Source organism: Corallococcus terminator (genome assembly GCF_049194865.1).
GTDB classification, from domain to species: Bacteria; Myxococcota; Myxococcia; order Myxococcales; family Myxococcaceae; genus Myxococcus; species Myxococcus terminator_A.
Window position 1 is genome coordinate 18694 of record NZ_JBLZWL010000002.1, and the last position, 23709, is coordinate 42402.

Annotated in this window: 23 protein-coding genes and 1 pseudogene; 11 read left to right on the forward strand and 13 right to left on the reverse strand. The window is 69.6% G+C overall.

Annotation, left to right across the window (positions count from 1 at the left end):
* The first annotated feature begins 145 nt into the window (after nt 1-145).
* On the forward strand, nt 146-1111 hold the full coding sequence (locus ACN469_RS02170) for a helix-turn-helix transcriptional regulator (protein ID WP_498763647.1): 966 nt from the start codon (nt 146-148) through the stop codon (nt 1109-1111).
* Nucleotides 1112-1118: 7 nt separating this feature from the next.
* Here the strand turns inward: ACN469_RS02170 and ACN469_RS02175 are convergent, their stop codons facing one another.
* Both ACN469_RS02175 and trhA read right to left on the reverse strand, forming a co-directional pair.
* Nucleotides 1119-1730, reverse strand: a complete 612-nt coding sequence (locus ACN469_RS02175) for a CGNR zinc finger domain-containing protein (protein WP_498763649.1) — start codon at nt 1728-1730, stop codon at nt 1119-1121.
* A gap of 134 nt (nt 1731-1864) precedes the next feature.
* Entirely contained in the window at nt 1865-2542 is a 678-nt protein-coding gene (gene trhA, locus ACN469_RS02180) for a PAQR family membrane homeostasis protein TrhA (RefSeq protein ID WP_498763651.1), read from the reverse strand.
* 438 nt (nt 2543-2980) lie between these two features.
* On the opposite strand from trhA, the gene ACN469_RS02185 reads away from it, so the two are divergent.
* Complete coding sequence (locus ACN469_RS02185; RefSeq protein WP_498763652.1) at nt 2981-3673, forward strand: STAS domain-containing protein; 693 nt, start codon at nt 2981-2983, stop codon at nt 3671-3673.
* Between the two features lie 30 nt (nt 3674-3703).
* Nucleotides 3704-4300, forward strand: coding sequence for a hypothetical protein (locus ACN469_RS02190; RefSeq protein WP_498763654.1), 597 nt, complete (start codon nt 3704-3706; stop codon nt 4298-4300).
* Between the two features lie 51 nt (nt 4301-4351).
* Here the strand turns inward: ACN469_RS02190 and ACN469_RS02195 are convergent, their stop codons facing one another.
* A complete protein-coding gene (locus ACN469_RS02195) occupies nt 4352-4765 on the reverse strand; it encodes a DoxX family protein (protein WP_498763656.1) in 414 nt (137 codons plus the stop codon).
* Nucleotides 4766-4872: 107 nt separating this feature from the next.
* Between ACN469_RS02195 and ACN469_RS02200 the strand changes: the two genes are divergently transcribed.
* On the forward strand, nt 4873-5301 hold the full coding sequence (locus ACN469_RS02200) for a winged helix-turn-helix transcriptional regulator (RefSeq protein ID WP_498763658.1): 429 nt from the start codon (nt 4873-4875) through the stop codon (nt 5299-5301).
* Between the two features lie 4 nt (nt 5302-5305).
* Here the strand turns inward: ACN469_RS02200 and radA are convergent, their stop codons facing one another.
* Nucleotides 5306-6667: a DNA repair protein RadA gene (gene radA / locus ACN469_RS02205; RefSeq protein ID WP_498763660.1), complete on the reverse strand. Its 1362-nt coding sequence runs from the start codon at nt 6665-6667 to the stop codon at nt 5306-5308.
* Nucleotides 6668-6889: 222 nt separating this feature from the next.
* Between radA and ACN469_RS02210 the strand changes: the two genes are divergently transcribed.
* The 6 genes from ACN469_RS02210 to ACN469_RS02235 all read left to right on the forward strand — a co-directional run bounded on the left by ACN469_RS02210 (nt 6890) and on the right by ACN469_RS02235 (nt 11847).
* Nucleotides 6890-7156, forward strand: coding sequence for a GlsB/YeaQ/YmgE family stress response membrane protein (locus ACN469_RS02210; protein WP_498763662.1), 267 nt, complete (start codon nt 6890-6892; stop codon nt 7154-7156).
* Nucleotides 7157-7325: 169 nt separating this feature from the next.
* On the forward strand, nt 7326-8360 hold the full coding sequence (gene bioB / locus ACN469_RS02215) for a biotin synthase BioB (protein ID WP_498763664.1): 1035 nt from the start codon (nt 7326-7328) through the stop codon (nt 8358-8360).
* Between the two features lie 50 nt (nt 8361-8410).
* Complete coding sequence (gene bioF, locus ACN469_RS02220; RefSeq protein ID WP_498764269.1) at nt 8411-9592, forward strand: 8-amino-7-oxononanoate synthase; 1182 nt, start codon at nt 8411-8413, stop codon at nt 9590-9592.
* A gap of 7 nt (nt 9593-9599) precedes the next feature.
* On the forward strand, nt 9600-10274 hold the full coding sequence (gene bioD, locus ACN469_RS02225; RefSeq protein ID WP_498763665.1) for a dethiobiotin synthase: 675 nt from the start codon (nt 9600-9602) through the stop codon (nt 10272-10274).
* Nucleotides 10275-10405: 131 nt separating this feature from the next.
* Nucleotides 10406-10684 (forward strand): hypothetical protein, encoded by a 279-nt coding sequence (locus ACN469_RS02230; RefSeq protein WP_498763667.1) that lies wholly within the window; start codon nt 10406-10408, stop codon nt 10682-10684.
* On the forward strand, nt 10681-11847 hold the full coding sequence (locus ACN469_RS02235; protein ID WP_498763669.1) for a pyridoxal phosphate-dependent aminotransferase: 1167 nt from the start codon (nt 10681-10683) through the stop codon (nt 11845-11847). The genes ACN469_RS02230 and ACN469_RS02235 overlap by 4 nt, the downstream gene beginning before the upstream one ends.
* A gap of 12 nt (nt 11848-11859) precedes the next feature.
* Here the strand turns inward: ACN469_RS02235 and ACN469_RS02240 are convergent, their stop codons facing one another.
* From ACN469_RS02240 to ACN469_RS02250, 3 genes are all read right to left on the reverse strand, one after another.
* Nucleotides 11860-13293, reverse strand: a complete 1434-nt coding sequence (locus ACN469_RS02240; protein WP_498763671.1) for an ABC transporter substrate-binding protein — start codon at nt 13291-13293, stop codon at nt 11860-11862.
* Entirely contained in the window at nt 13293-14111 is an 819-nt protein-coding gene (locus ACN469_RS02245; protein ID WP_498763673.1) for a tetratricopeptide repeat protein, read from the reverse strand. The genes ACN469_RS02240 and ACN469_RS02245 overlap by 1 nt, the downstream gene beginning before the upstream one ends.
* A gap of 144 nt (nt 14112-14255) precedes the next feature.
* Entirely contained in the window at nt 14256-16049 is a 1794-nt protein-coding gene (locus ACN469_RS02250) for a phosphoenolpyruvate carboxykinase (GTP) (protein ID WP_498763675.1), read from the reverse strand.
* A gap of 261 nt (nt 16050-16310) precedes the next feature.
* On the opposite strand from ACN469_RS02250, the pseudogene ACN469_RS02255 reads away from it, so the two are divergent.
* Nucleotides 16311-18110: pseudogene (locus tag ACN469_RS02255) on the forward strand (SLC13 family permease); the annotation flags it as partial.
* 12 nt (nt 18111-18122) lie between these two features.
* Here ACN469_RS02255 and ACN469_RS02260 read toward each other — a convergent pair.
* Genes ACN469_RS02260 through ACN469_RS02285 form a run of 6 tightly spaced genes read right to left on the reverse strand, consistent with a single transcriptional unit; the run spans nt 18123 to nt 23666 of the window.
* A complete protein-coding gene (locus tag ACN469_RS02260) occupies nt 18123-18746 on the reverse strand; it encodes a MiaE family protein (protein WP_498763677.1) in 624 nt (207 codons plus the stop codon).
* Nucleotides 18747-18788: 42 nt separating this feature from the next.
* The gene (locus tag ACN469_RS02265; RefSeq protein WP_498763679.1) at nt 18789-19625 is read right to left on the reverse strand and encodes a GNAT family N-acetyltransferase; all 837 of its coding nucleotides are present in this window, start codon (nt 19623-19625) and stop codon (nt 18789-18791) included.
* Nucleotides 19626-19669: 44 nt separating this feature from the next.
* A complete protein-coding gene (locus ACN469_RS02270) occupies nt 19670-20296 on the reverse strand; it encodes an AgmX/PglI C-terminal domain-containing protein (RefSeq protein ID WP_498763681.1) in 627 nt (208 codons plus the stop codon).
* A gap of 52 nt (nt 20297-20348) precedes the next feature.
* Nucleotides 20349-21062: a SitI6 family double-CXXCG motif immunity protein gene (gene sitI6, locus ACN469_RS02275; RefSeq protein WP_498763683.1), complete on the reverse strand. Its 714-nt coding sequence runs from the start codon at nt 21060-21062 to the stop codon at nt 20349-20351.
* Nucleotides 21063-21064: 2 nt separating this feature from the next.
* Nucleotides 21065-21802: a SitA6 family polymorphic toxin lipoprotein gene (gene sitA6, locus ACN469_RS02280; protein WP_498763685.1), complete on the reverse strand. Its 738-nt coding sequence runs from the start codon at nt 21800-21802 to the stop codon at nt 21065-21067.
* Nucleotides 21803-21827: 25 nt separating this feature from the next.
* On the reverse strand, nt 21828-23666 hold the full coding sequence (locus tag ACN469_RS02285) for a patatin-like phospholipase family protein (RefSeq protein ID WP_498763687.1): 1839 nt from the start codon (nt 23664-23666) through the stop codon (nt 21828-21830).
* Between the last annotated feature and the right edge of the window lie 43 nt (nt 23667-23709).

The window sequence follows — 23709 nt, forward strand, 5'->3', positions numbered from 1 at the left end:
CGTACGGGCCATGTAGGGCGGAATCGGTCCTGATTCGGACGAGGGGCCGTCGACCCCGAGGGTGGGCCGGGGCTGCCTTCACGGCGGGCGGTTTCGAGCGGAGTGCACCGGACTTCGGCACGCGCGGGCGTTAGGGTCGCGGGCCATGTCCCGCCCCACCACGCGCGTGCTCACCGTGCTCGAGCTGTTGCAGACGCATGGGCGGATGAGCGGCTCGGAGCTGGCGCGGCGGCTGGAGGTGGACCGGCGCACGGTGCGTCGCTACATCCTGAAGCTGGAGGAGCTGGGCATCCCCATCACCGCCGAGCGCGGGCGGGACGGGGCGTACATGCTGGTGGCGGGCTTCAAGCTGCCGCCCATGATGTTCACCGATGACGAGGTCCTGGCGCTGTCCGTGGGCCTGCTGGCCGCGCGAGGCATGGGACTGGCGGAGGCGGCGCCCGCGGTGGCCAGCGCCCAGGCGAAGCTGGAGCGGGTGATGCCCGCGACGCTCAAGCGCCGGGTGCGGGCGGTGGACGAGTCGGTGACGCTCGACATCTCCGGCTCGCGGACGACGCTGGACAACACCTCGCTCGTCGCGCTCAGCGCCGCGGCACAGCTCCGGCAACGGGTGCGCCTGGCTTATCGCGCGGCGCGAGACGTGGACACCGAGCGCGAGTTCGACACCTACGGCCTCGTCTGGCGCGGCGGGCACTGGTACGCGGTGGGCGTCTGTCATCTGCGCCAGGGATTGCGCACGTTCCGGTTGGACCGCGTGCGCGCGGTGCAGTCGCTCGACACGTACTTCGAGCGGCCCGAGGGCTTCGATGCGCTGGCGCACGTGACGCTCGCGGTGGCCAGCCTGCCGCGCGCGCACGCCGTGGAGGTGCTGCTGGACACGGACCTGGCGACCGCGCGGCGCGCCATCTTCGCCACGCTGGGCGTGCTGGAGCCGGTGGCGGGCGGAGGCGTGCTGCTGCTGGGACAGACGGATGACCTGGACTGGTTCGCCCGCGAGCTGTCTCGGCTGCCCTTCGCCTTTCACGTCCAGCGGCCCGAGGAGATGCGTGCGGCGCTGGAGGCTCGCGCTCGCAAGCTCCTGGCGCTGGCCCAGGGGCGGGCAGGGGGCTGACGCCGGACTAGCGGGCGTCCGTGCGCTGACGGCGACGGAACTCGGCCACCTTCGCCTTGTTTCCGCAGCCCGCCATGGAACACCAGCGTCGCTGACCGGAGCGCGAGGTGTCGACGAAGAGCAGGGCACAGCCTTCCTGCGAGCAGGTGCGGATGCGCTCCGCGAAGGGCCCACCCAGCAGCTCCGCGGCGTCGCGCGCCACCGCCGCGAGCTGTCCCCTCACGCCCGCGCCCGTCCACAACAGACCGCGAGGCCCCAGCTGCGGCGCGGGAGGTGGCTCGGCGGCCCAGCGGTTGAGGATGGCGCGGTCCCTCGCGGAGAAGCTCTCACTTCGCGTCCGGGCCATGGCGAGCCGGTAGATGGCCTCGCGCACCTCTCGCGCCTGGGTCAATTCCTCCGGCGTGGACTCCTGCGTCTGCGTGGACAGTCCCGCGGCCATCAGCCACCGGCCCAGGTCCGCTGGCGACTGGAGCAGGTCCTGCGGCGCGTCCTTGAGTCGCCCGGCCACGGTGGCCGACAGGTCCAACGACAGTCGCCCCGAGCGGAACTTGAAGCCGTTCCTCAGCTCTCCCTTCGGAACAGCGGGAGCAGCAGGAGCGGGGCGATGCCTGGCGGCCATGGGGACCTCGGTGAAGTTCGAAACCACATGGACAAGCTACCTGGAACGGGCGCGGAAGCACGCTCGAAGTAGGTCGCGCGACAATGAGGTTACGGCGGCTCGCCGAGGAGGTTCACGATGCGTCTGACAAGGTTTCAGCGGTTCCACAGGAAGTCGACGAGCACGGCGTAGTGCGTGCTGGCCCCGGCGATGACCAGGAGGTGAAACACCTCGTGGTAGCCGAAGACGGCGGGGTGGGGGTTCGGCCACCTGCGCGCGTAGACGACCGCGCCCACGGCATAGAGGGCGCCGCCGAAGAGGAGCCACGAGGCGCGCTCGGAGCCAATCACACCAGGCAGGCGCAGCATCACCGGGGCCGACATGGCGCCGAGGATTGTGTAGAGCACCGAGCGGAGCCCGCGTGGCCCTGAGATTCCGAACAGGGAGAGCCCCGCGCCGGTGAGCGCGCAGGCCCACATCACCCCGAGCAGATATTCCGTCCAGGCCCCGGGCGCGTCGAGCGTGGCCAGCGGCGTGAAGGTCCCCGCGATGAGCAGGTAGATGGCCGCGTGGTCCAGCCGCCGCAGGCGCTGGTACGTGACGGGGCCCCAGGTCGGCACGTGATAGGTCGCGCTGGTGCCGAACATCAGGACCAGGGAGAGGCCGAAGACCCAGTCGGCGAGCTGCTGGGTGCCCTGGGCCGGGGCGATGGCGAGCACGAAGCAGCCGCACAGCGCCGCGAGGAACGCCATGGCGTGGGACACGCCTCGCAGCCGCGGTTTCACGTCGTCCGCCAGGAGGGGGCGGGGCTCGGGTGGGTCGATGGACGCCATCCCTCCGTCCTAGCCAAGGAAGGTCATCGCCGCGTCAGCGCGTGAAGCGCCACGTCCGCCCGTGGACGGGACCCCCGCCTCAAGCGTCGACTGGGCCGCACTCCCGTGACGCCCGGCGCCCGTGAGCGGACAGGACCACGCGCGCTACCTCCCAGGTCGCCCGTGGCGCATTTGATATGGAATTGGAGGGTGCGAGCGCTCGTTCGAACGCATGGGCATGTGTCTGATTTGATGAGGCATTATCCCGCGCTACCGGGCTCGCGGTGTTTGCGGGCCTGTATGAGCCTATGCGGCGTAGACGGTGAATTCGGTGTTTCATCCGGGTCTGGTCTCACCCATTTGAAGCCCTGTGAGGAGTTGGGCATATCCTCTGAGAAGTTTCGGTATCGGGCCGTTCACGCTGCTCTCCCTGACACACGGTCCGGGCCTGCTCGCCCCATGAATCAGTCGCAACCTCAGTCCCAGGTCATCGAAGTCAACCTCGAGCGTCTCGAGCGCATCCGAGACGTGCTGGCGATGATTTCGCTCGGGGAGTTCAACCCGGACCAGCACCTCATCCCGCTGGAGAACGACGATGGGTTCTCCTCGTTCGAGGAGACCATCAACCTCTTCGCGCGCCAGCTCCACGCGTCCGTGAAGGAGAACGAGCAGTCCATCCAGAAGCTCGACATCGCGCGGCGCGAGCTGGAGGAGAAGCTCTCCACCATCGAGAAGCAGCGGCTGGCCATCCGGGACTTGTCCACGCCCATCATCGAGCTGTGGGAGGACGTGCTGACGCTCCCCATCGTCGGCGTGGTGGACACGCAGCGCTCGCTGGAGATGACGGAGCGGCTGCTCCACCGCATCTCCCAGGGAAAGGCCCGCTGCGCCATCATCGACATCACCGGCGTGGAGGTGGTGGACACCTCCACCGCGAACCACTTCGTGAAGATGGTCAACGCCGCCCGCCTGCTCGGCACCTACTGCGTCGTCACGGGCATCAGCCCCGTCATCGCGCAGACGCTGACGCAGATTGGCGTGGACCTGCGCGACGTGAAGACGCTCGGCAGCCTGAGAGACGGGCTGAAGGAGTGCTTCATGTACCTGCGCAACCACACCGCCCACCGTGCCTTCGAGACCAGCGGTCGGTAGGGCTGAACCCTCTCAGGAACCCCACTCCCCATGTCACAAGTTTCATACGAGCCCGGCATCACCGTCACGGGCATGAGCGTCGCGTCCATCGTGGAGGCCATCCAGTCCTTCTCCGTGTTGGTGAACACCCTCCTGGATGTGATGAAGGTCCCGGTGCGAGGCGCCGGGGGCGAGCGCAACATCGACCCGCGGGCCTGGTACCCGCTGGAGGACTACCTGCTGGCGTACAAGAAGATCGACACCCTGCTCGGCGGGCGCGGCCTGGAGAAGGTCGGGTCGATGATTCCGAAGAACGCCGTCTTCCCTCCGAACATCACCGACATCCACAAGGCCCTGGCCTCCATCGACGTGGCCTTCCACATGAACCACCGGAAGAACGGCCAGGACATGTTCAATCCGGCCACGGGGGAGATGCTGGAGGGCATTGGCCACTACTCGTACACGCCCGTTCCCGGCAAGAACGAGGGCCATGTGGTGTGTGGCAATCCCTATCCGTGTCGGTTCGACCAGGGACTCGTCAGGGGCATGGCCCAGCGCTTCATGCCCGACGCGGTGGTGACGCACGACACGGCTCACGGCTGCCGGCAGAAGGGCGCGGCTTCCTGCACCTTCGTCGTCACCTGGTAGTCCCCGTACGTCTCGCGCCCCTTCGAATGGGAAGGGGCGCTGGGACTGGCTTCAGGACAGGCGGCGCAGGGGCAGCAGCGCCCGCAGGCGCGCGTCCCGCAGGAACAGGGCGCCCCAGGCGACGACGCCCATGATGACGGGCGCGATGAACGGGTCCGAGACGCGCACGTGCGTCGCCGTCGCGCCGCCCAGGTAGCCGGTGACGAGGATGGCGCCGAGCACGGCCGTCTGGGGCACCGCGTAGAGCAGCGCGCAGAGGATTTCGACCACGCCGATGGTGAAGATGACCGACGCCGGGTAGCCGAAGCGCTCGAAGCCCTGGATGACCTCGGGCGACTGGCCCAGCTTGGACACGGCGCTGAAGGCCAGCGCCGCGACGACGAGCCCGGAGAGGACGCGGCCCAGCCAGACGGACCAGTGCGTGGAGGTGGAGGTGGACACGGCGGCAGGGGAGGAGGTCGTCATGGAGGAAGTCCCTGAAAGGGGAGTGGGTTCCGAAAGGTGCGTCGGTTACAACTCGTAACCGGCGTACCAGTAACGGTCCCCGGATTTCCCCACAAGGAGGCACATCCATGTCACCAGGGTCCCCCAAGCCCGTGGAGCCCGCCCCAAGGCCCGACCCGAGGTCGGAGCCCTGCCTGGCCGTCCGGGATGTCCTCACCCGGGTGGGCGACAAGTGGAGCGTCCAGGTGGTGGGCAGCCTGGGAGACGGGCCGCTGCGCTTCAGCGACTTGAAGCGCGCCATCGAGGGCATCTCCCAGCGCATGCTGACGCTCACCGTGCGGGGCCTGGAGCGCGACGGGCTCATCACCCGCACCGTCCACCCGACGGTGCCGCCCCGGGTGGAGTACGCCCTGACGGAGCTTGGCCGGACGCTGCTGGAGCCCGTCCAGGTGTTGGGTCAGTGGGCTGTCCAGCACCGCGAACAAATCCAGGCGTCGCGCGGCAGCTACGACGCGCGCCCGGAGCCCACGCCCTTCACCGTGGCGCGCAGGAAGTAGCGGCTCAGTCGAACATGGCCCGGAGCGCGTCGCCCAGCGTCTCCACGCCCACCACCTTCAGCTTCGTCTTCTCCATGCGCCGGGCGCTGCCCGCGGGCATCACCACGCGCTGGAAGCCCATCTTCGCGGCCTCCACCAGCCGGGGCTCCACCTGGCCCACCGCGCGCACCTCGCCCGCCAGGCCCACTTCTCCGAGCACCAGCGTGTGCGGGTCCAACGGCCGGTTCTGGAGGCTGCTCACCAGCGCGGCGCAGACGGCCAAATCACACGCGGGCTCGTTGAGCTGCATGCCGCCCGCCACGTTGACGAAGAGGTCGCAGCCCACCAGCGGAATCTCCTCCTTCTTCTCCAGCACCGCGGCGAGCAGCGCCACCCGGTTGCTGTCCACGCCGATGGCGGTGCGCCGCGCGGTGCCGTAGCCCGTGGGCGCCACCAGCGCCTGCACCTCCACCAGCAGGGGACGGGTGCCGTTGAGCGTGCTGGTGACGACGCTGCCGGACTTGCCCACGGGGCGCTCCGACAGGAAGAGGGCGGACGGGTCCGAGACCTCCACCAGCCCCGCGCCCTTCATCTCGAAGACGCCAATCTCGTTGGTGGAGCCGAAGCGGTTCTTGTGCGCGCGGAGGATGCGGAAGGGGTGGCCGCGCTCGCCCTCGAAGTAGAGGACGGTGTCCACCATGTGCTCCAGCACGCGGGGGCCGGCGATGGAGCCTTCCTTCGTCACGTGGCCCACGATGAACGTCGGCACGCCCGTGCGCTTGGCGTAGGCCATCAGCCGGCCCGCGACTTCACGCACCTGGGTGATGCTGCCCGGCGCGTTGCCCAGCTCCGGCAGGTACATGGTCTGGATGGAGTCCACCACGAGCGCCTGCGGCTTGAGCGACTCGGTGGCCGCCAGCACCCGGTCCGCGTCCGTCTCCGCGAACAGGTGGATGCCGTCTCCCTCCACGCGCAGCCGCTCCGCGCGCATCTTCGTCTGGCGCAGGCTCTCTTCACCGGACACGTAGAGCACGGGGCCATGGCGGGCCAGCTTGTCCAGCGCGGCCAAGAGCAGCGTGGACTTGCCGATGCCCGGGTCTCCGCCCAGCAGCACGACGGAGCCGCTCACCACGCCCCCGCCCAGCACGCGGTCGAACTCGGCGATGCCAGTGCGGCGGCGCACCTCCGTCTCGCCGCTGACCTCCTTGAGCAACATGGGCTTCGCCGCGCCGCCGGAGGCGCCCCACGCCGGGCGCTTCTCGTCCTGCGTCGCCCCGGCCTCCTCGAGCAACGAGCTCCAGGCGCCGCAGTCCGGGCACTTCCCCAGCCACTTCGCCGTCTGGTACCCGCAAGCCTGGCAGGTGTAGTGCGTCTTCGCCTTCGCCATGGGTCGGGTGTGTAGCGCACTACCCTGACGTTCCGGCGTGCTGTCGAGCAGGCACGACAGGAGGGCAGGCAGGCACGGTGTCAAGCCTCATGCCAACGAGTTGCCCTCAAGGGAGGGGCGACCCAGTTTCATTCCCACGGGCGGCGCGGAAACGCGCTGGCTCACAACAGCCAGGTGGGCGCCACTCCGTGCGCCCCCTTCAACACTCACAGTGAGGTCGTCATGGGGATCATCGCTTTCCTGGTCATTGGTCTTCTCGCTGGTTTGATTGCTCGCGCCCTGATGCCGGGGAACCAGTCCATGGGGCTCATCGCCACCACGTTGCTGGGCATCGTCGGCTCCTTCGTGGGCGGCTTCATCGGCTCGCTCTTCCGCAGTGACGGCCGTGTCTTCGACCTGCACCCCACCGGTCTGTTGTTCTCCGTGCTGGGTGCCCTCGCCGTGTTGTTCCTGGTGGGGCTGGCCGGTCGACGCCGCGTCCACGTCTGAAGCACCCCTTCCCGATAGGGGAGGGTTCCTGGCCGGCGCCCCGGGTCTCCCGTGGGCGCCGGTCGTTTTTCAGAGGGAGAAAGGGAAGTCGTCAACCTGTTCGCGCTGAAGCGTTGACAAGTTTCGGCGGTCCGCGCAGCTTCGCGCTCCTCACGATTTCGAGGAGCCCATGTCCGACACCGCCGCCGCCAGCGAGTCCTTTCACGGCCATGCCCACACCGCCGCGCCGGCGCCCGAAGGCGTCGCCGTGCGTCATGACTGGGAGCTGGCCGAGGTTCGCGCCATCTACTCCATGCCCCTGCTGGACCTGGTGCACCGGGCGCAGTCGGTCCACCGCGCCGTGTTCACGGACAACAAGGTGCAGCTCTGTTCCTTGCTGTCCATCAAGACGGGCGGCTGCTCGGAGGACTGCGCGTACTGCCCGCAGGCGGCCCGCTACAAGACGGGCGTGAAGGCGGAGAAGCTGATGGCGGTGCCGGAGGTCCTGGCCGCCGCGACGAAGGCCCGCTCGGCGGGGGCCACGCGCTTCTGCATGGGCGCCGCGTGGCGCGAGGTGAAGGACGGCGCGCAGTTCGACAGCGTGCTGGAGATGGTGAAGGGCGTGCGTGCCATGGGCATGGAGGCGTGCGCCACGCTGGGCATGCTCACCGACAGCCAGGCGAAGCGGCTGAAGGAAGCGGGCCTGTCCGCCTACAACCACAACCTGGACACCTCGCCCGAGCACTACGGCGACATCATCTCCACCCGGCTCTACGATGATCGCCTGCGGACGCTGGGGCGCGTGCGCGACGCGGGCATCTCCGTGTGCTGCGGCGGCATCATCGGCCTGGGCGAGTCCGTGGATGATCGCTGCAACCTGCTGCGCACGCTGGCCAACCAGGACCACCACCCGGAGTCGGTGCCCGTCAACGCGCTGGTGGCCGTGGAGGGAACGCCCCTGGCCGAGCAGCCCCGCGTGGACACGGTGGACATGGTGCGCACCATCGCCACCGCCCGCATCCTGATGCCCCAGTCCATGGTGCGCCTGTCCGCGGGCCGCCAGCAGATGAACGAGGAGGCGCAGCTGATGTGCATGATGGCGGGCGCCAACTCGCTGTTCTTCGGCGAGAAGCTGCTCACCACCGGCAACCCCGAGTACACCCAGGACATGGCCCTGCTGGAGAAGGCGGGCATCCGCCCCCTGGAGCCGAGGCAAGAGGGGTAGGGCGGCGCTCCGTGAGTGACGTGAAGCAGGCGGACCCGACTCCGGCTCCGGTGTTGGACGAGGTGGCCTCCACCTGGGCCCGCGAGGACCTGGCGGCGCTCCAGGCGCGCGGCCTGCGCCGCTACCTGGAGCCGTTGGACTCGCCGCAGGGGCCGGTGGTGAGGATTGGCGGCGAGCTGCTCGTCAACTTCTCGTCGAACGACTACCTGGGCCTGGCGGCCTCCGCGTCCGTGAGGGCCGCCGCCGTCGCCGCCGTGGAGCGCTATGGGGTGGGCAGCGGGGCCAGCCGGCTGGTGGTGGGCGACACCACCGTGCATCACCGGCTGGAGGCGCGGCTGGCGGCCTTCGAGCGGGCCGAGGCCGTGCTGCTCTTCAACAGCGGCTATGCGGCGAACACCGGCATCCTTCCCGCGCTGGTGGGGCCGGGAGACGCGGTGTTCTCCGACGCGCTCAACCACGCCTCGCTGGTGGATGGTTGCCGGCTGTCGCGCGCGCGTGTCGTCGTCTATCCGCACGCGGACGTGGAGGCGCTGACGAAGGCGCTGGCGGAGACGCCCGCGCGGCGCAAGCTCGTCGTCACGGACACGGTGTTCTCCATGGACGGGGACGTGGCGCCGCTGCGCGAGATTGTCGAGGCGTGCCGGGCGCACGGGGCCGCGCTGATGGTGGACGAGGCGCATGCCACCGGAGTGCTGGGGGCGCGGGGCGCGGGGCTGTGCGAGGAGCTGGGCCTGGAGGACCAGGTCGACCTGCGCATGGGCACGCTCAGCAAGGCGCTGGGAGGGCAGGGCGCGTACGTGGCCACGTCGCGCGTGGTGGCGGACCTGCTCATCAGCCGGGCGCGGCCGTTCATCTACTCCACCGCGCTGCCAGCGGCGATGTGCGCGGCGGCGGAGGCGGCGGTCGATGTCGTGGAGAAGGACCCGGCGTTGCGCGAGCGGCTGTGGCGCAACATCCGGCGCTTCGCGGACGGACTGCGCTCCATGGGGCTGCGCGCGGAGCCTCGCAGCGCGGTGTTTCCGGTGGTGCTCGGCGAGCCTGAGCGCGCGCTGGAGGCGGCGCGGAAGCTGCGCGAGGCGGGGGTGCTGGTGAAGGCCATCCGCCCGCCCACGGTGCCCGAGGGCACGAGCCGGCTGCGCTTCTGCCTGTCGGCGGAGCACACGCTGGGCCACGTCGACCTGGCGCTGGAGTCGCTGCGCCACGTGGGAGTGCACCAGCGTGGCGAGGAGTAGGCCCGTCATGTCCAAGCCGTTCCAGATTTTCGTCACCGGTACCGACACGGGCGTCGGCAAGACACAGACGTCGCGGGCCCTGCTGTCCCTGCTCGTCGACGCGGGCCTCTCCCCGGAGGGCTTCAAGCCCTACGAGAGCGGCTGTCCCTCCCTGAATGCCCCGGCCGACGCGCTCACCCTGCGCGAGGCGGCGGGGAGCACGTTGCCCCTGGACGTCCTCTGTCCCCACCGCTTCCGCGCCCCCGTGGCGCCGGGCGTGGCCGCCGCGCGCCTGGGGCGGGAGCCGGACTGGGGTGTCACCCTGGCCGCCTGGAAGCACCTGAAGCGCGGACCCGCGGTGGTGGAGGGGGCGGGCGGCCTCTTCGTCCCGCTCGACTCCCGTCACGACGTCATCGACCTCATCCAGGTCCTGCGACTGCCGGTGCTGCTGGTGGCACGTGCTGGGTTGGGCACGCTCAACCACACCGCGCTGTCGCTCCAGGCGCTCGCGGCCCGCCGCATCCCCGTGCGCGCCGTGCTCCTGTCTCGCACTTCCCAGGAACGGGACGTCTCCGAGCGCGACAACCGCGCGCTGCTGGAGGCGCGGCACGCGCTCCCGGTGCTCGGGCCGGTGCCCTTCGAGGCCGACGCGCGACGTCGGCACGCCGCGTTCCGCCGCGCCCTGCGCCCTCTGATGCCGTGAGCGCGGAGGCCGAGAATTCGGCCTCCCGCGCGTTCCGTCTTCCCCGCGAGTGCTACAGGTCGCGCAAGTTTTCGGGTGACGCGGCAGTGAATTGGACGCGCCGTTTTTTCCGCGCGAGAACGCCTTCACGAATGGCGGACATCATCGACCTCACGTTCCTCGCGGACGTCCGACGCTTCTTCCACAAGCTCCTCGACCAGAGAGGGTTGTCCTACTTCCTCCAGAAGGAAGGGGCCCGGCTGTTCCACATCGAGCCTACGAAGGTAGAGCTCGTCCTCCGCACCGCCCTGCGAGCCAGGGACCCGGAGCTTCCCCGGCCTCATGACAAGGCCATCGAGCATTGCAGGAAGGAAGTGCGCCGCGAGCTCATCCGCCGCGTCGCCAACGCCATGCTCCAGACGGGGCTGTGAGCCGCTTCTCCTTCCGTACCGACTTCTCCCGTACCCCCAATCCCCTGGCGGAGGCGCTCGCTCGACACCGCGGCCTCCCTCCGCTGGACCTCACCGTCTCCAACCCCACCCGCGTGGGGCTCCCGGCGCCCGACGCCGGACTGCTCCACCCTCCCGGCGCGCTGGACTACGCGCCGGAAGCGCTCGGCCTCCCCTCGGCTCGCGAGGCGGTGGCCGCCTGGCTCTCCTCCCGGGGGCCTGTGATTGCCCCTGGGCACCTGGTGCTGTCCGCCAGCACCAGTGAGTCGTACGGCTGGCTCTTCAAGCTGCTGTGCGAGCCCGGTGACGATGTCCTCGTCCCGGCTCCCTGCTACCCCCTCTTCGAGCACCTGGCCCGTCTGGAGGGCGTCGGCACGCGTTCGTACCGCCTGCCTCTGGCGCATGGCTTCGGCCTGGACGCGGGCGCCGTGGAGGCCGCCGTGGGTCCGCGCACCCGCGCCGTGCTCGTCGTCAATCCCGGCAACCCCACCGGCCACTTCCTGCACGAAGGGGAGCTGGCCGCGCTGGCGGACGTCTGCGCGCGCCACGGCCTGGCCCTCCTCTGCGACGAGGTGTTCTCCGACTACGGCTGGGACGCGGAGCCCCACCGCGTGGCCAGCGTGGCGGGGCGCGAGCTGCCCATGCTCACCTTCAGCCTCTCCGGCCTCTCGAAGGTCGCGGGCCTGCCCGGCCTGAAGCTGGGCTGGACTCACGTGGGAGGCCCCGCCGCCGCGCGTGACGAGGCCCTGGCCCGCCTGGAGTGGGTGGCGGACACGTACCTGTCCGTGGGCACCCCCGTGCAGCTCGCCCTGCCCGCACTGCTGGCGCACGCCCCTTGTTTCCAGGAGGCGCTGCTGGAGCGGGTGAGGGGCAACCGCCGCCGCCTCGTCGCCGCGCGCCCTCCGGGCGCACCGTGGGACGTCGTCCCGGCGTGGGGCGGGTGGAGCGCGGTGCTGCGGATTCCGAGGGCGCCGGGCGAGGAGGCGACGTGCCTTGCGCTCCTGGACGCGGGCGTGCTCGCGCAGCCCGGCTACTTCTACGACTTCGACTCGGGGGCGTTCCTGGTGCTGTCCCTCTTGCCGCCGCCCGAGGTGTTCTCCGCCGCCCTGGCCCCGCTCACACGGGTGCTGGGGGCGGCGGAGTAGCGCGCGTGCGGCTCAGGTCTCCGTCGGGACGATGAGCTCCACCGTCTTGAAGGTGCCGCCCTCGATGCGGAACAGCTCGTACTCGGACGGGGCCTCGCCGGTGGCGTCGAAGTCCAGCGCGCCGCTGGCACCCTGCACGTTGATGACCTTGCCGGTGCTGACCTCGTTGCGCGCGTCGGTGAAGCGGCTGAAGCCCAGGGGGTAGGTGGTGACCACGGTGCCCGAGGGCGGCGTCAGCTTCGACAGGCCCACGGCGATGCGGTCTCCGGTGATGGGCTGCGGGCTGTTGACGTCCGGGCCCGCCGCGAAGGCCGCGCCCAGCGCGACGAGGTACATGGCGTCGTAGGCGTGCGCGGTGAAGGAGAACTGGCCCGGGTCGGTGTTGTTGTTGGCCGACCGGAAGCGCTCCTTGAAGGTGTTGTACACGGTGTCGCCCGTACGGGCCTGCGCGGGAGAGGTGCCGTAGGCGCCTTCAATCTGGGTGCGCGCCGCTCCCAACGCCGTGAAGAGGCCCGAGTCCTTGCTGGCATCCGTGAAGAAGTACATCTGCCCCGTGCGGCCCCGAGAGACGGCCTGGCTGATGATTTTCGCGTTGTCCTCGGAGAAGCCCGCCATCACCGCCACGTCGGGCTTCGTGTCGACGATGCGGGTCACCCCGGCGTTCACGTCCCCGTTGCGCTGGTACGGCGCGGAGGACGTCACCCGGTCGGTGCCCAGCCGGTTGAGAATCGTGTCGAACAGGCCCTGGCCGTAGGCGTCGTCCACGTAGACCAGGCTCACGGTGCTCACGGCGGCGAAGGGCCGGCTCTGGTCGGCCAGCGGCTTCGCGTTGCGCACCAGGTCCGCGATGATGCGGCCCTGCAGCCGGTCCGAGGGCGCCGTGCGCCACACCAGACCCACGTCGCCAGACGCCGCCGTCTTGTCGCTCAGGTTGGCGATGTCCGCGCTGGTGGAGGTGTGCGTCATCAACAGCACGTTGTTGGGGATGGTGACGCTGCTGACGGCGATGGTCTGCGCGCTGCCGGAGGTGAAGATGGCCGGCACCTTCTTCTCCGTCACCAGCCACTCCGCCTGCGTCTTGGCCCGCGCCGGGTCGGAGCGGGTGTCGCAGATGAGGAGGTTGAAGCTCCGGCCGCCAATGCCCTCGCGCTGGTTGATCTCCGTGATGGCCAGCTTGATGGCGTTGAGCGCCTGGACCTCCGACTCGTCCGGGCCGCCGGAGTTCGTCAGGGGCAGCGCCGCGCCCAGGAGGATGGGGTTGCCGGTGGTGGGGCCCACCACCTCGCCGCAGCCCTCCGGCTGGGGCAGGCAGAAGCCGGACGCCGAGCAGACCTGATTGGTGTCGCAGTCCGTGCTCGACTCACACTCGGTGAGGCCGCTCGCGGTGGTGAAGCTGCAGCCGGCCAGGAGCGCCGCGCAGCACGTCATGAGTCTCAGGGTCTTCATCAGAAGCTGACCTCCAGGCCCGCGCCGGTTCCGCGAGGCGCCAGCGTCAGCCGGACCTCGCCCTCCACGGGGGGGCCGTCTTTCGGATACAGGATGATGGCGGTGATGGCGCCGGCCAGGCCCACGCCGAAGCCGATGTCAGCGAGCAGCGCCTTGCTCTTGGTGCTGTCCGCGAAGCTCTGCTTCGTGTCTTCCGTGCGCGCCGCGTCGAACTTCTCGCGCTCGCTGGAGGCCTGCATGCCGAAGAGCACGCCCGCGCCCACGCCCACCACCGCAACGCCGCCGATGGCGAACGCGGCGATCTTCTGCCGCTGGTAGGACTTCATCGCGCGCGCGAACTCGGCCTGCCGCTGCCGCTCGTTCTCATCCTCCGCGCGCTTCGTCGCCAGCTGCTCGTCGTCCGCGCGGCGCCGGGCCGCCTCGGCCTCCTCCTGGAGCTTCTGGCGCTCGGCATCCGCGGACGCCTGAGCCTGGTTCTCCTTGTCGAGCAAGAGCCGCAGCTTGTCGATGCTGCGCGCGCTGCGCTTGAGCAGCGCCGGGTCCGTGCCCTCGGTGTTGCCGACGTACTGCTGGTACCAGGAGAGGGCCTCCTTCAAGTCGCCGGCGTTCTCCAGCGCCACGGCGATGTTGAAGATGAGGCGCGGGTTGGGCTGGGCCTCGTGGGCCTTCTTCAGCACGTCCGCCGCTTCGGCGTACTTGCCTGCCTGGTAGAGCCGCTCGCCGTCCTTGATGAGGGCCGCTGGATTCTTGGCGCGCTGGGCGAGCGCCACCGGGGGCGACAGCACAAGGGCCGCCGACAAAACGAAGACCAGTCTCATGATGGACACAAGCCTATCGCGGAGCCGGCCGTCGGTCGAAGAGGGGGACCCCACTCTTCGTGAAACGAGCCGGGGCCGCTCCTACCCAGTGAATGGGTCAGCGAGCGGCCCCGACAGGTGCTTCAGGACGCTACAGGCGGGCGACTAGTTCTCCAGCCGCGAAATCAGCAGCTTGCGCTGGAGCGTCAGGGCCTCGGGGGCCTTGGTGCCCAGCTGCTCGAAGAAGACCTCCTGGCTCTTCAGCTCGGTCTTCCACTCGTCCTCCTTGATGGAGGTGGCCTCCGCGATGACGTCCGCGGGGACGTCCAGGCCCTTGAGGTTGAGGCCCTCGTCGGCGCGCGGCACCCAGCCCAGCAGCGTCTCCTTGGTGGGGACGCGGCCGTGCACGCGGTTCACCACCCACTCCAGCACGCGCATGTTGTCGCCGAAGCCCGGCCACAGGAACTTGCCGTTCTTGTCCTGCCGGAACCAGTTCACCTGGAAGATTTTCGGGAGCTGGGGGATGGACTTCTGCATGTCCAGCCAGTGCTGGAGGTAGTCGCCCATGTGGTAGCCGCAGAAGGGCAGCATGGCCATGGGGTCGCGGCGCACCACGCCCACCTTGCCGGTGGCCGCGGCCGTCGTCTCGCTGCCCATCGTCGCGCCCAGGAACACGCCGTGGGTCCAGTTGAAGGCCTGGATGACCAGCGGAACCGTGGTGGAGCGACGGCCGCCGAAGATGAGGGCGGAGATGGGCACGCCCGTCGGGTCATTGGCCTTGGGGCTCAGCGCCGGGTTGTTGGACATGGGCGCGGTGAAGCGGCTGTTGGGGTGCGCCGCCTTCTCCGCGCTGCCCTTCTTCCAGGGGCGGCCCTGCCAGTCGGTGAGCTCCTCGGGGACTTCGCCGTCCTTGCCCTCCCACCACACGTCGCCGTCGGCCGTCATGGCCACGTTCGTGAAGAGGGTGTCCTTGGAGATGGTCTCCATGGCGTTGGGGTTGGTCTTGTAGTTGGTGCCGGGGACGACGCCGAAGTAGCCGGCCTCCGGGTTGATGGCGTACAGGCGGCCATCCGGGCCCGGGCGCATCCAGGCGATGTCGTCGCCGACCGTCTCGACCTTCCAGCCCTTGTACTCGGCGGGCGGAATCATCATCGCGAAGTTCGTCTTGCCGCAGGCGGACGGGAAGGCGGCGGCGACGTAGGTCGTCTCACCCTTGGGGCTCGTCACGCCGAGGATGAGCATGTGCTCGGCCAGCCACCCCTCCTCGCGGCCCAGGTAGCTGCCGATGCGCAGCGCGAGGCATTTCTTGCCCAGCAGCACGTTGCCGCCATAGCCCGAGCCGAAGCTCCAGATGGTGTTGTCCTGGGGGAAGTGGCAGATGTAGCGGCGGTCCGGGTTCACGTCGCCGGTGCTGTGCAGGCCGCGGTTGAAGTCGTCGCTGTCGCCCAGCATGTCCAGCGCCTGCTTACCCATGCGCGCCATGATGCGCATGTTGAGCACCACGTAGACGCTGTCGGTCAGCTCCACGCCGATCTTCGTGAAGGGGCTGCCGATGGGGCCCATGGCGTAGGGCACCACGTACATGGTGCGGCCCTTCATGCTGCCGGTGAAGTGCTGCTCCAGCTTCGTGTACGCCTCTTCCGGCTCCATCCAGTTGTTGGTGGGGCCCGCGTCCGTCTTGTTGGGCGTACAGATGAACGTGAGGTGCTCCACGCGCGCCACGTCGTTCGGATTGGAGCGGTGCAGATAGCAGCCCGGCCGCTTCTCCTGGTTCAGCGGGATGAGGATGCCCTCCTGCACCGCCTGCTCCGTGAACCGCTTCTTCTCGTCCTCGGAGCCGTCGCACCAGACGATGTTGTCCGGCTGGGTCATCTTGGCCATCTCGGCCACCCAGGCCAGCAGCGTGGGGTTCTTCGTGGGGGCCACTGAGGCCGCCGCCGCCACTTGCGTTGAAGCCATGGAAGTTTCCTTGTGTTGTCTCAAGAGAGGGGACTCCCGGTCCTGGTGAAAAAGGGCGAGGACCCTACCAGCGGGAGAAAGGACAAAACTTCTGGAAGGGGCGCCCAAAAGCAACTGGCGTCCGGCAGTCAACCGCCCCCCCAGGCAGGCCTCTCCTAATTCCACTTATCAGCGCCCGGGCATCTAGTAGTTGACGGCGCGGTGCGGCAGGGACTCACTTCTCGCACCCGGAGGGTACAGGTTGGGGCCCCTCCGGGTTTTATGACCATCGCCATCGTCCTCGGCATCGTCGTTCTCGCGCTGGTGCTGTTCACCTTGGACACCATCCCCATCGAGGTCAGCTCGCTGGTGGTGGTGTGCCTGTTGGCGCTGACGGGGGTGCTGACGCCGGCGCAGGCGTTCGAGGGCTTCAGCAACGACACCGTCATCTTCATCTTCACCCTGCTGGCGATGACGCAGGGGCTGGCCTCCACGGGCGTGGTGCAGCTCGTCGGGCAGCGGCTGGCCTTCTTCGCGCGCTTCGGCCACCAGACCTTCGTGATGGCGATGATGGTGGTGGTGGCGGCGTTCTCCTCGGTCATCTCCAACACGGTGACGACGGCGGCGTTCCTGCCGGTGGCGATTGGCGCGGCGAACCGGGCCAAGGTGCCCAAGAGCAAGGTGCTGCTGCCCTTGGCGTACGCGTCGATGCTGGGCGGCATGGTGTTCCTGTACGGCACGTCCACCAACCTCGTGATGTCCGCGGCGCTGGAGCGGCTGGGGATGCGGGGCATCGGCGTGGCGGAGCTGGCGCCGGTGGGGCTGCCGGTCGCCATCCTCGGCATCATCGTCGTGGTGCTGCTGGGGCCGCTCTTGTTGCCCTCGCGCGAGGGCAAGGGAGGCGAGGAGGAGTGGACGCTGCGCGACTACCTCACGGAGGCGGTGCTGCCGGCGGGCTCCACGTACATCGACAAGCCGCTGGCGGAAATCACCGAGGGGCTGGGCCTGCGCGTCATCGGCATCGTCCGCGACGGGCGCGCGGTGTCGGCCACGCCCGCGCAGCTGTTGCGCGGGGATGAGCGGCTCCTGGTGGAGGGCACGCGCGAGGACATCCTCCGGGTGAAGGACTTGCGGGGCATCGAGATTCGGCCGGACCTGCGGCTGGCGGACGAGGCGCAGCTCGACAAGGACACCGCGCTGGTGGAGGCCACGGTGCCGCCGGGAAGTCCCCTGGTGGGCCGGAGCTTGAAGGAGGCGCTCTTCGTGGAGCGCTTCGGGCTGGTGTCGCTGGCGCTGCACCGCCACCCCAGCATCCAGCGCGTCACCAAGCTCCAACTGCTGGGCCGCATCTTCGGTGAGCGGCGCATGTCGCTGTTGCCGCTGGCCGTGGGGGACGTGCTCCTGCTGCGAGGCCCGAGGGAGAAGGTGACGGAGCTGGCGGACGGCGGGACGCTGGTGGTGCTGGGGGGCCATGACTACCAGCCGCCGCGCTACGGCAAGGCGCTGCTGGCGGTGACGCTGTTCCTGAGCGCGCTGGCGGCGGGCTCGCTGGATATCGTGCCGCTGTCGGTGGCGGGGCTCACCGGCATGCTGGCGATGATTGCGACGGGCTGCGTGGACGCGCGCAAGGCCTTCCGGGTGGACTGGCGCGTGGTGCTGCTCATCGGGTCGATGATGGCGCTGGGGCTCGCCATGGAGGTGAGCGGCGCGGGGAAGTTCCTGGGCCAGCGGGTGGCGGAGCTGGGCGACTACGGCGGGCCGCGCACGGTGCTGGTGGCGCTGATGCTGCTCACCATCATCCTGTCCGCGCCCATGTCCAACCAGGCCGCCGCGCTGGTGGTGCTGCCGGTGGCCCTCAACGCGGCCACGCAGCTGGGGGTGGACATGCGCCCGTTCGCCATCGGCGTGACGCTGGCGGCGAGCTGCTCGTTCATCACCCCGCTGGAGCCCAGCTGCGTGCTCGTCTACGGGCCAGGGCACTACCGCTTCACGGACTTCTTCCGGCTGGGCACGCCGCTCACCGCGCTGCTCCTCTGTGTGCTGACGGTGGCGGTGCCCTGGGTGTGGCCGTTCGACGTGGCGAAGGCGAAGGTGTCAGTGGATGGCGGCGCGAAGGCCGACCTCGTCCAGCACGCGCGCCTCATGGCCGAGCATCCACTCCAGCCGCTCGCGCACGGCGGGCTCGTCGCCCCCGGAGGCGGTGACGGCCAGGCGGAAGAAGAGCGACTGGTGCCCGTCCTCGGACTGGGCCAGCTCGCCGTAGAAGCGGGCGAGCGCCGGGTCCGTGAGGCCTTCGGCGAGCAGTGACAGCCGCTCACAGGAGCGCGCCTCGATGACGGCGGCGACGAGCAGCCGGTCCAGCCTGCGCTCCAGCGCGGGCGTGCGCACCAGCTTCTGGAGGCCCTGGGCGTAGGGGTCTCCTGAGTCCTTCGTGAGCGTCAGTCCGCGCGCTTCCATCAGGTCGAGCACGCGGGCCAGGTGCGCGCTCTCCTCCCGCGCCAGCCGCGCCATCTGCGCCGGCAGGCCCGGCAGGTCCGGGTACGCCTGGAGCATCGAGAGGGCGTTGGCCGCGGCCTTCTTCTCGCAGTGGGCGTGGTCCACCAGCACCGCGTCGAAGTGCTCGAGCGCCAACGGGAGCCAGCGCGGGTCCGTGGCGCGGTGGAGGATGACGGGGCCCTCTCCAGAGAGGGGACGGCGGGAAGGCGTGGGACGGCTCATGGAGGGCGCGGACCGTACCGCATCCGCACCGGGGGCCGCGAGCTACTCCACCAGCACCAGGCGCCACGTGCGGCCGGCCAGGTAGCCGACCTTTCGGGCGATGCGCGCGGTGCTCTCGTCGCGCTCGTCCACGCGCATCGTCAGCCGGGGCAGCGAGGACAACAGGTGCCGGGAAATCTGTCCCAGGCACAGCGTCGCGTGGCCCTGCTTTCGCTCGGCGGGCACGGTGTACAGGCCCTCCAGCTCCGCGCCGTACTGGGAGCGGCTGCCGATGTCGACCTTGAGCACCAGCGCGTCCTTCTCCTCCAGCACATAGGTGCGGCGTTGGCGCACGCGCTGGACGACGCGCGCCTCGTAGCCGCGCGGGTCCTCCGACAGCGGGTCTCTCTCCAGCGCCTCGCGCACGTAGCCCTGGGCGAGAGGCAACAGTCGGGGCAGGTCCTCTTCGCGGGCCAGCCGGAGGAGGGGATTGGTGAAGGGGCCCAGGTCGTCCGCGGAGACGGAGAACAGCCGCTGGGTGCGCGACAGGCGGGGCTTGCCGGGGGACAGGCTGCGCAGGAGCGCGTCCACGGAGGACTTGTCGCCCACGGCGGCGCGCAGGCGCAGGGAGGAGGCGAGCGCGTCCGCGATGACGCTGGTGGCGCTGGCGTCACTGGCGCTGGGGACGACGAGGCCTCCCTCACCGCCCACGAAGACGGCGGCGGTGAGCGCCTGATTGTCGAAGCGGCCGTAGAAGGCGAAGGGGATGCGGCCCCGCGCGGCGATGCCGAACTCCTCCAGCAACCCCAGCAGGTAGAGGTTGTGGACCGGGTCCTTCGAAAGCAGCGCCCGCAGGGCGTCCGCGTCCTGGGGGCCTAGCTGTTCGACGGAGACGGGCATTGAGGGGCGTGGGGGGGCTTCGGGACCTTACGCAGAACCGGGGCTCACGGGCCAGTCTCCAGGGGTACGCGGAATTCAAAGGGATACACCACCGTGGCGATTCCGCCCCGGGAGGACGTCTGGAACCGGGCGTCCAGGAGCGAATCCACGACGCACGCCTGCACCATGGGGTCCGGAATGGTGCTCACCAGCAGCTCGCCCCTCCTCATTTCGCCGGTGCCCCCGCCTCGGGCCTCGATGAGGAAGCGCAGCTTCACGCCCTGTGGGCCCCGGTTTCGCTGTGCGGCATCCTGGAAACATTGCTGCACGAGCGGAGTGACGGCCTTGATGGCGGCCTCGAAGTCCGCGGGGCCGAGGTCACCTTCGACGGACTCGATGATGGGGTCGGTGACGATGACGCGGCGCAGGTCGGGCTGGTCGGGGCCAGGGAGGACGGGCACGGCGGTCTGCGGGGAAGGGAAGGCGGGGGGCGGCACGACGGGAGGGGGCCGGCGCGGGGGAGGGGTGGGCTCCGGGCGGACGGGGGCCTCGACGACAGGGGGGGGCTCGTCCGGAGGCGGGATGTAGACGGGCTGGGTGAGCCAGTAGGCCAGGGCGGAGAGGAGGATGAGGATGCCCAGGCAGACCAGCGGGACGACGACCCAACGGGTGGTGGAACTCTGTCGAGACATAGGCTCGGTGGGGTGCGGGGGCAGGGTATGCCGGGGTTTGTTGTCGGTGCGCTCAGCGCGTCGGGAGCTCGCGGACTTCCACTTCATCGAGGCCGAGCCGCTGGATTTCTTCCACGAGCCGCTCGGTTCCGACGAGGACCGTCTGATAGCTGGCGAGTCGGAACAGGTCTCGGTCCGTGGGGAGGGAGCGTGCTTCAAGGATGGGCTCTGTTGGAAGGCTGAACGTCAGTTCGCCGCACGTCGCGCAGGGTGGGGGCAGGTTCCGGGGGGGGCAATCCGGATGCAGCAGCCCGCGCGGCTCTAGCTGGAGCTCCAGCAGCTCGGGTGGATTCGAGTCCCGAAGACGCAGCTCCGTCTTGCAACCCCGCAGGCCTCGCAGGCCCGTGGCCTGAAGCGCCTCCAGCGCCTCCTTGCGAATGAGCAACGTCCAAGGAGTTGGAAACACCAGCGGGGGGAAGTGCCCGTGGCCCCGTCCGCGGAGCGCGCCGAACGTCGTTCCCGGTTCGAGCGGGACTCCTTCGGGCACCAGCGGGCGCACCAGGTTCCTCAGCCGGGTGAACTCACCGAAGTCCTCTTCGACACGTGCCTTGAACTTTCCGTGCTCCGGCAGTTCCGACAGGTCGACGGCCGGATAGGCCTCTCCGATGCCGCTCCAGGTTTCATCGCAGGTGGGGCAGTGGAGGCCAGGCAAGAGCCACTGATGCTCTGTCCGCAGGTCCCAGGAGTAACGCGACGGCGTCACGTTTCGCAGTCGGTAGAACCGCATGGTCAGTAGATGTCTTCTTCCACGACGGGAAACAGCGGGAGGGACTTCTTGCCGTGGTACGGGACGACTGGTCCCGACAGGTCGAAGCGAAAAATCATCTGCGTGGCGAAGAGGTGGATGGCCTGCCGTCCCGCTCGTCGGTTGTTCTCGATGTAGCTCGCCCACTCCCAATTCCAGGGGCCGCCCGCCGTGCCTCGGTGGATCTCCTGGTGAACCTGCTTGTCGACGATGAGCGTCCACTCGTGGATGTTCACGCCCCTGGAGAGGAACCACTCCTTGAAGGCCTGGGGGAACACGTGGTGCTTGACCCAGGTTCGCTTGGGGGAGTCCTCCAGTTCCCTGGCGAGCCGTGCCGCGTATTCCGCGCTCGTCTCATTCCACGGGATGATGAAGATGGGGTCCGCGTTCTCCGGGAGCCCTTGGGTGCTTCCCCAGTAGCGCTGGGGATGGACGGGCGCGGGGAACGGACGCGCTGTTCCCGGGCGCGGTGGTGGCGGAGCGGGTGGCCGGATGGGCACCACCGCCTGGGCGCGCACGATGCGGCTCGGGTCGACGTCCTCGCAGGCGTAGAGGCCGCAAGCTTCCACCCCGCAGATGAACAGGGTGCAGCGGTCCTCGTCGGGGGCGTCACACTCCCCCGTTTCCGACTCCGCGGTCTCCCAGCGTTGCTGTGGAAGGCTCGTCGCGGCGCACGACGCCAGCAACAAGCCGCACAGCAGCCATCTCAACTGGGAGACCATGGGCGCTCTCCATCCCATCGCTGACTCAGTCGCAGGAGCGCTGGTCGGGCTTGCCGTCCGTGCACTGGCCCACGGGGGCGAAGCGCGACTCGGCCTCCGCGACGACTTCGTCCACGGGCCGGGCGCACTCGGCTTCCGCGAGCGTGCCGCGAATCTCGAACAGGCGCAGCACCTCCATGCACCGCTGCTGGAAGGTCTTCACCCCGTCCTTGAACAGCGGACGCATCACCGCGGGCGAGAAGGCGTACCCGCTCGCCGTCGCCAGCTGGGACTCCGGTCGGAACATCCACGAGGAGCGCCAGCTCGACGCCACCTGCTCGAAGCGCGCGGGGCCCATCCACATGCTCGTGGCGGCCTGGAGCGAGCGAGCCTCCGTCGGCACGAAGCCCGTCCCCGTGCGACGGCAATAGGACGGCACCGCCGTGGGGTCCTCCACGTTCGCCAGCCGCAGCGCGCAGACGTTGTACTCCGCGAAGCGCCGGCCCACGGCCGCCAGCTCCGCCTGCTGCACCTCGCCCACGCGCGGCTGCGCGACGAACAGGTCGATGGTCCGCATCAACATGCCGACCGCATGCTCCGGCGGCGGCGTCGGCGTGGGCTCCAGCCCTCCCGTGGAGATGACGAGCACCCGCTCCGCGCCACGCTGCACGGCCTGGAGCAGCGGCAGCCCCGAGCGCACCCCGCCATCCAGGAACGTTCCCTGGTAGCGCCCCGAGCGCGAGGGAATCCAGGGCACCGGCTCCGCGAGCACCGGCTCGACGATGGACGCCACCACCGCGTTGATGATGCCGTCCACGCGCTGCGCGTCCGTCGCCGTGGGCGGGAAGTCCGCCGGGTCCTGGTCGCTGACGCCGAAGACATCCCCCGTGTTGAAGTCCACCGACACGGTGACGAGTTCCGTGCCGTTGGTGAGCTGCCCGGGGACGACGGCGGCGCGCAGCTTGTCCTGCACCCCGTCGAAGCGGACCAGCCCCTTCAGGTCCGAGGCAATCTTCCAAATCCACGTCGAGTTGACGCAGTAGAGGTCCGACTCCACCGAGCACGTGTAGTTGCTGATGAGCATGTCCCGCGCCTTCTGCTCCTGGCCGGGCGTGTGGAACAGGTCCACCATCGTGCTGATGAGCGCGCCGGTGCTGGTGCCCGCCGCCAGGTCGATGCGCGCATCGCCGCACCCCTCCGGCTCGGGCTTGCCCCGGCACTGCTCCATCAGCCCGAGCAGCCGCCACATGATGCCGGCGCTGAAGGCCCCATTCGCGCCGCCGCCGCTGAGCACCACCGCGTTGGACGGACGCCCCAGCTTGCGACTCCAGCGGCGGGCGCTCACGTACTGCGCGGCGGACTCCGCGCCTTCACGCAGGCCCTGCTTCACCAGGAAGGGATTCATCGGGTCCTGCAGCGAGTCGCCCAGCGCGGCCAGCGACGCGGCGATGCCCATCACGTTTCCGAGGAAGCGCTGCGCGTCGACTTCGGCGGCCGTGGGCCGGGTCGGGTCCACCGCGCTCGGCATCGCCGGCAGGCCCCACACTCCGCCCGCCACCGTCTTCTTCAAGAAGGTGTCGTAACAGGAGGAGTTGCTGCCCCCCGCGTACGCGCGCAGACACTCCACCTGCTCCGCGATGACCTCGGAGGAGTTGCCGAGGGCCGACATCCACTTCGCGACTTCCGCCGGGTCGGCGTAGGCATCCACCAGATGCGAGCGCGTCAGGCGCCCCACGCGCTCCCGCAGCGGCGTGGGCAGCGGCGGGGTCTCCGGCTTGGAGGGCGCGTTGAGTTCTTCGAGGATGTAGCCGGTTCGCAGGAAACAGCCGCTCGACAGGGCGGCCATCGCCGTCAGGCACAGCAGGTACGTGCTACTTCGGTTCACGAGGTCCCCCGTCAAGGAGCGCATGGCGGGGTCCCAGGAAGCG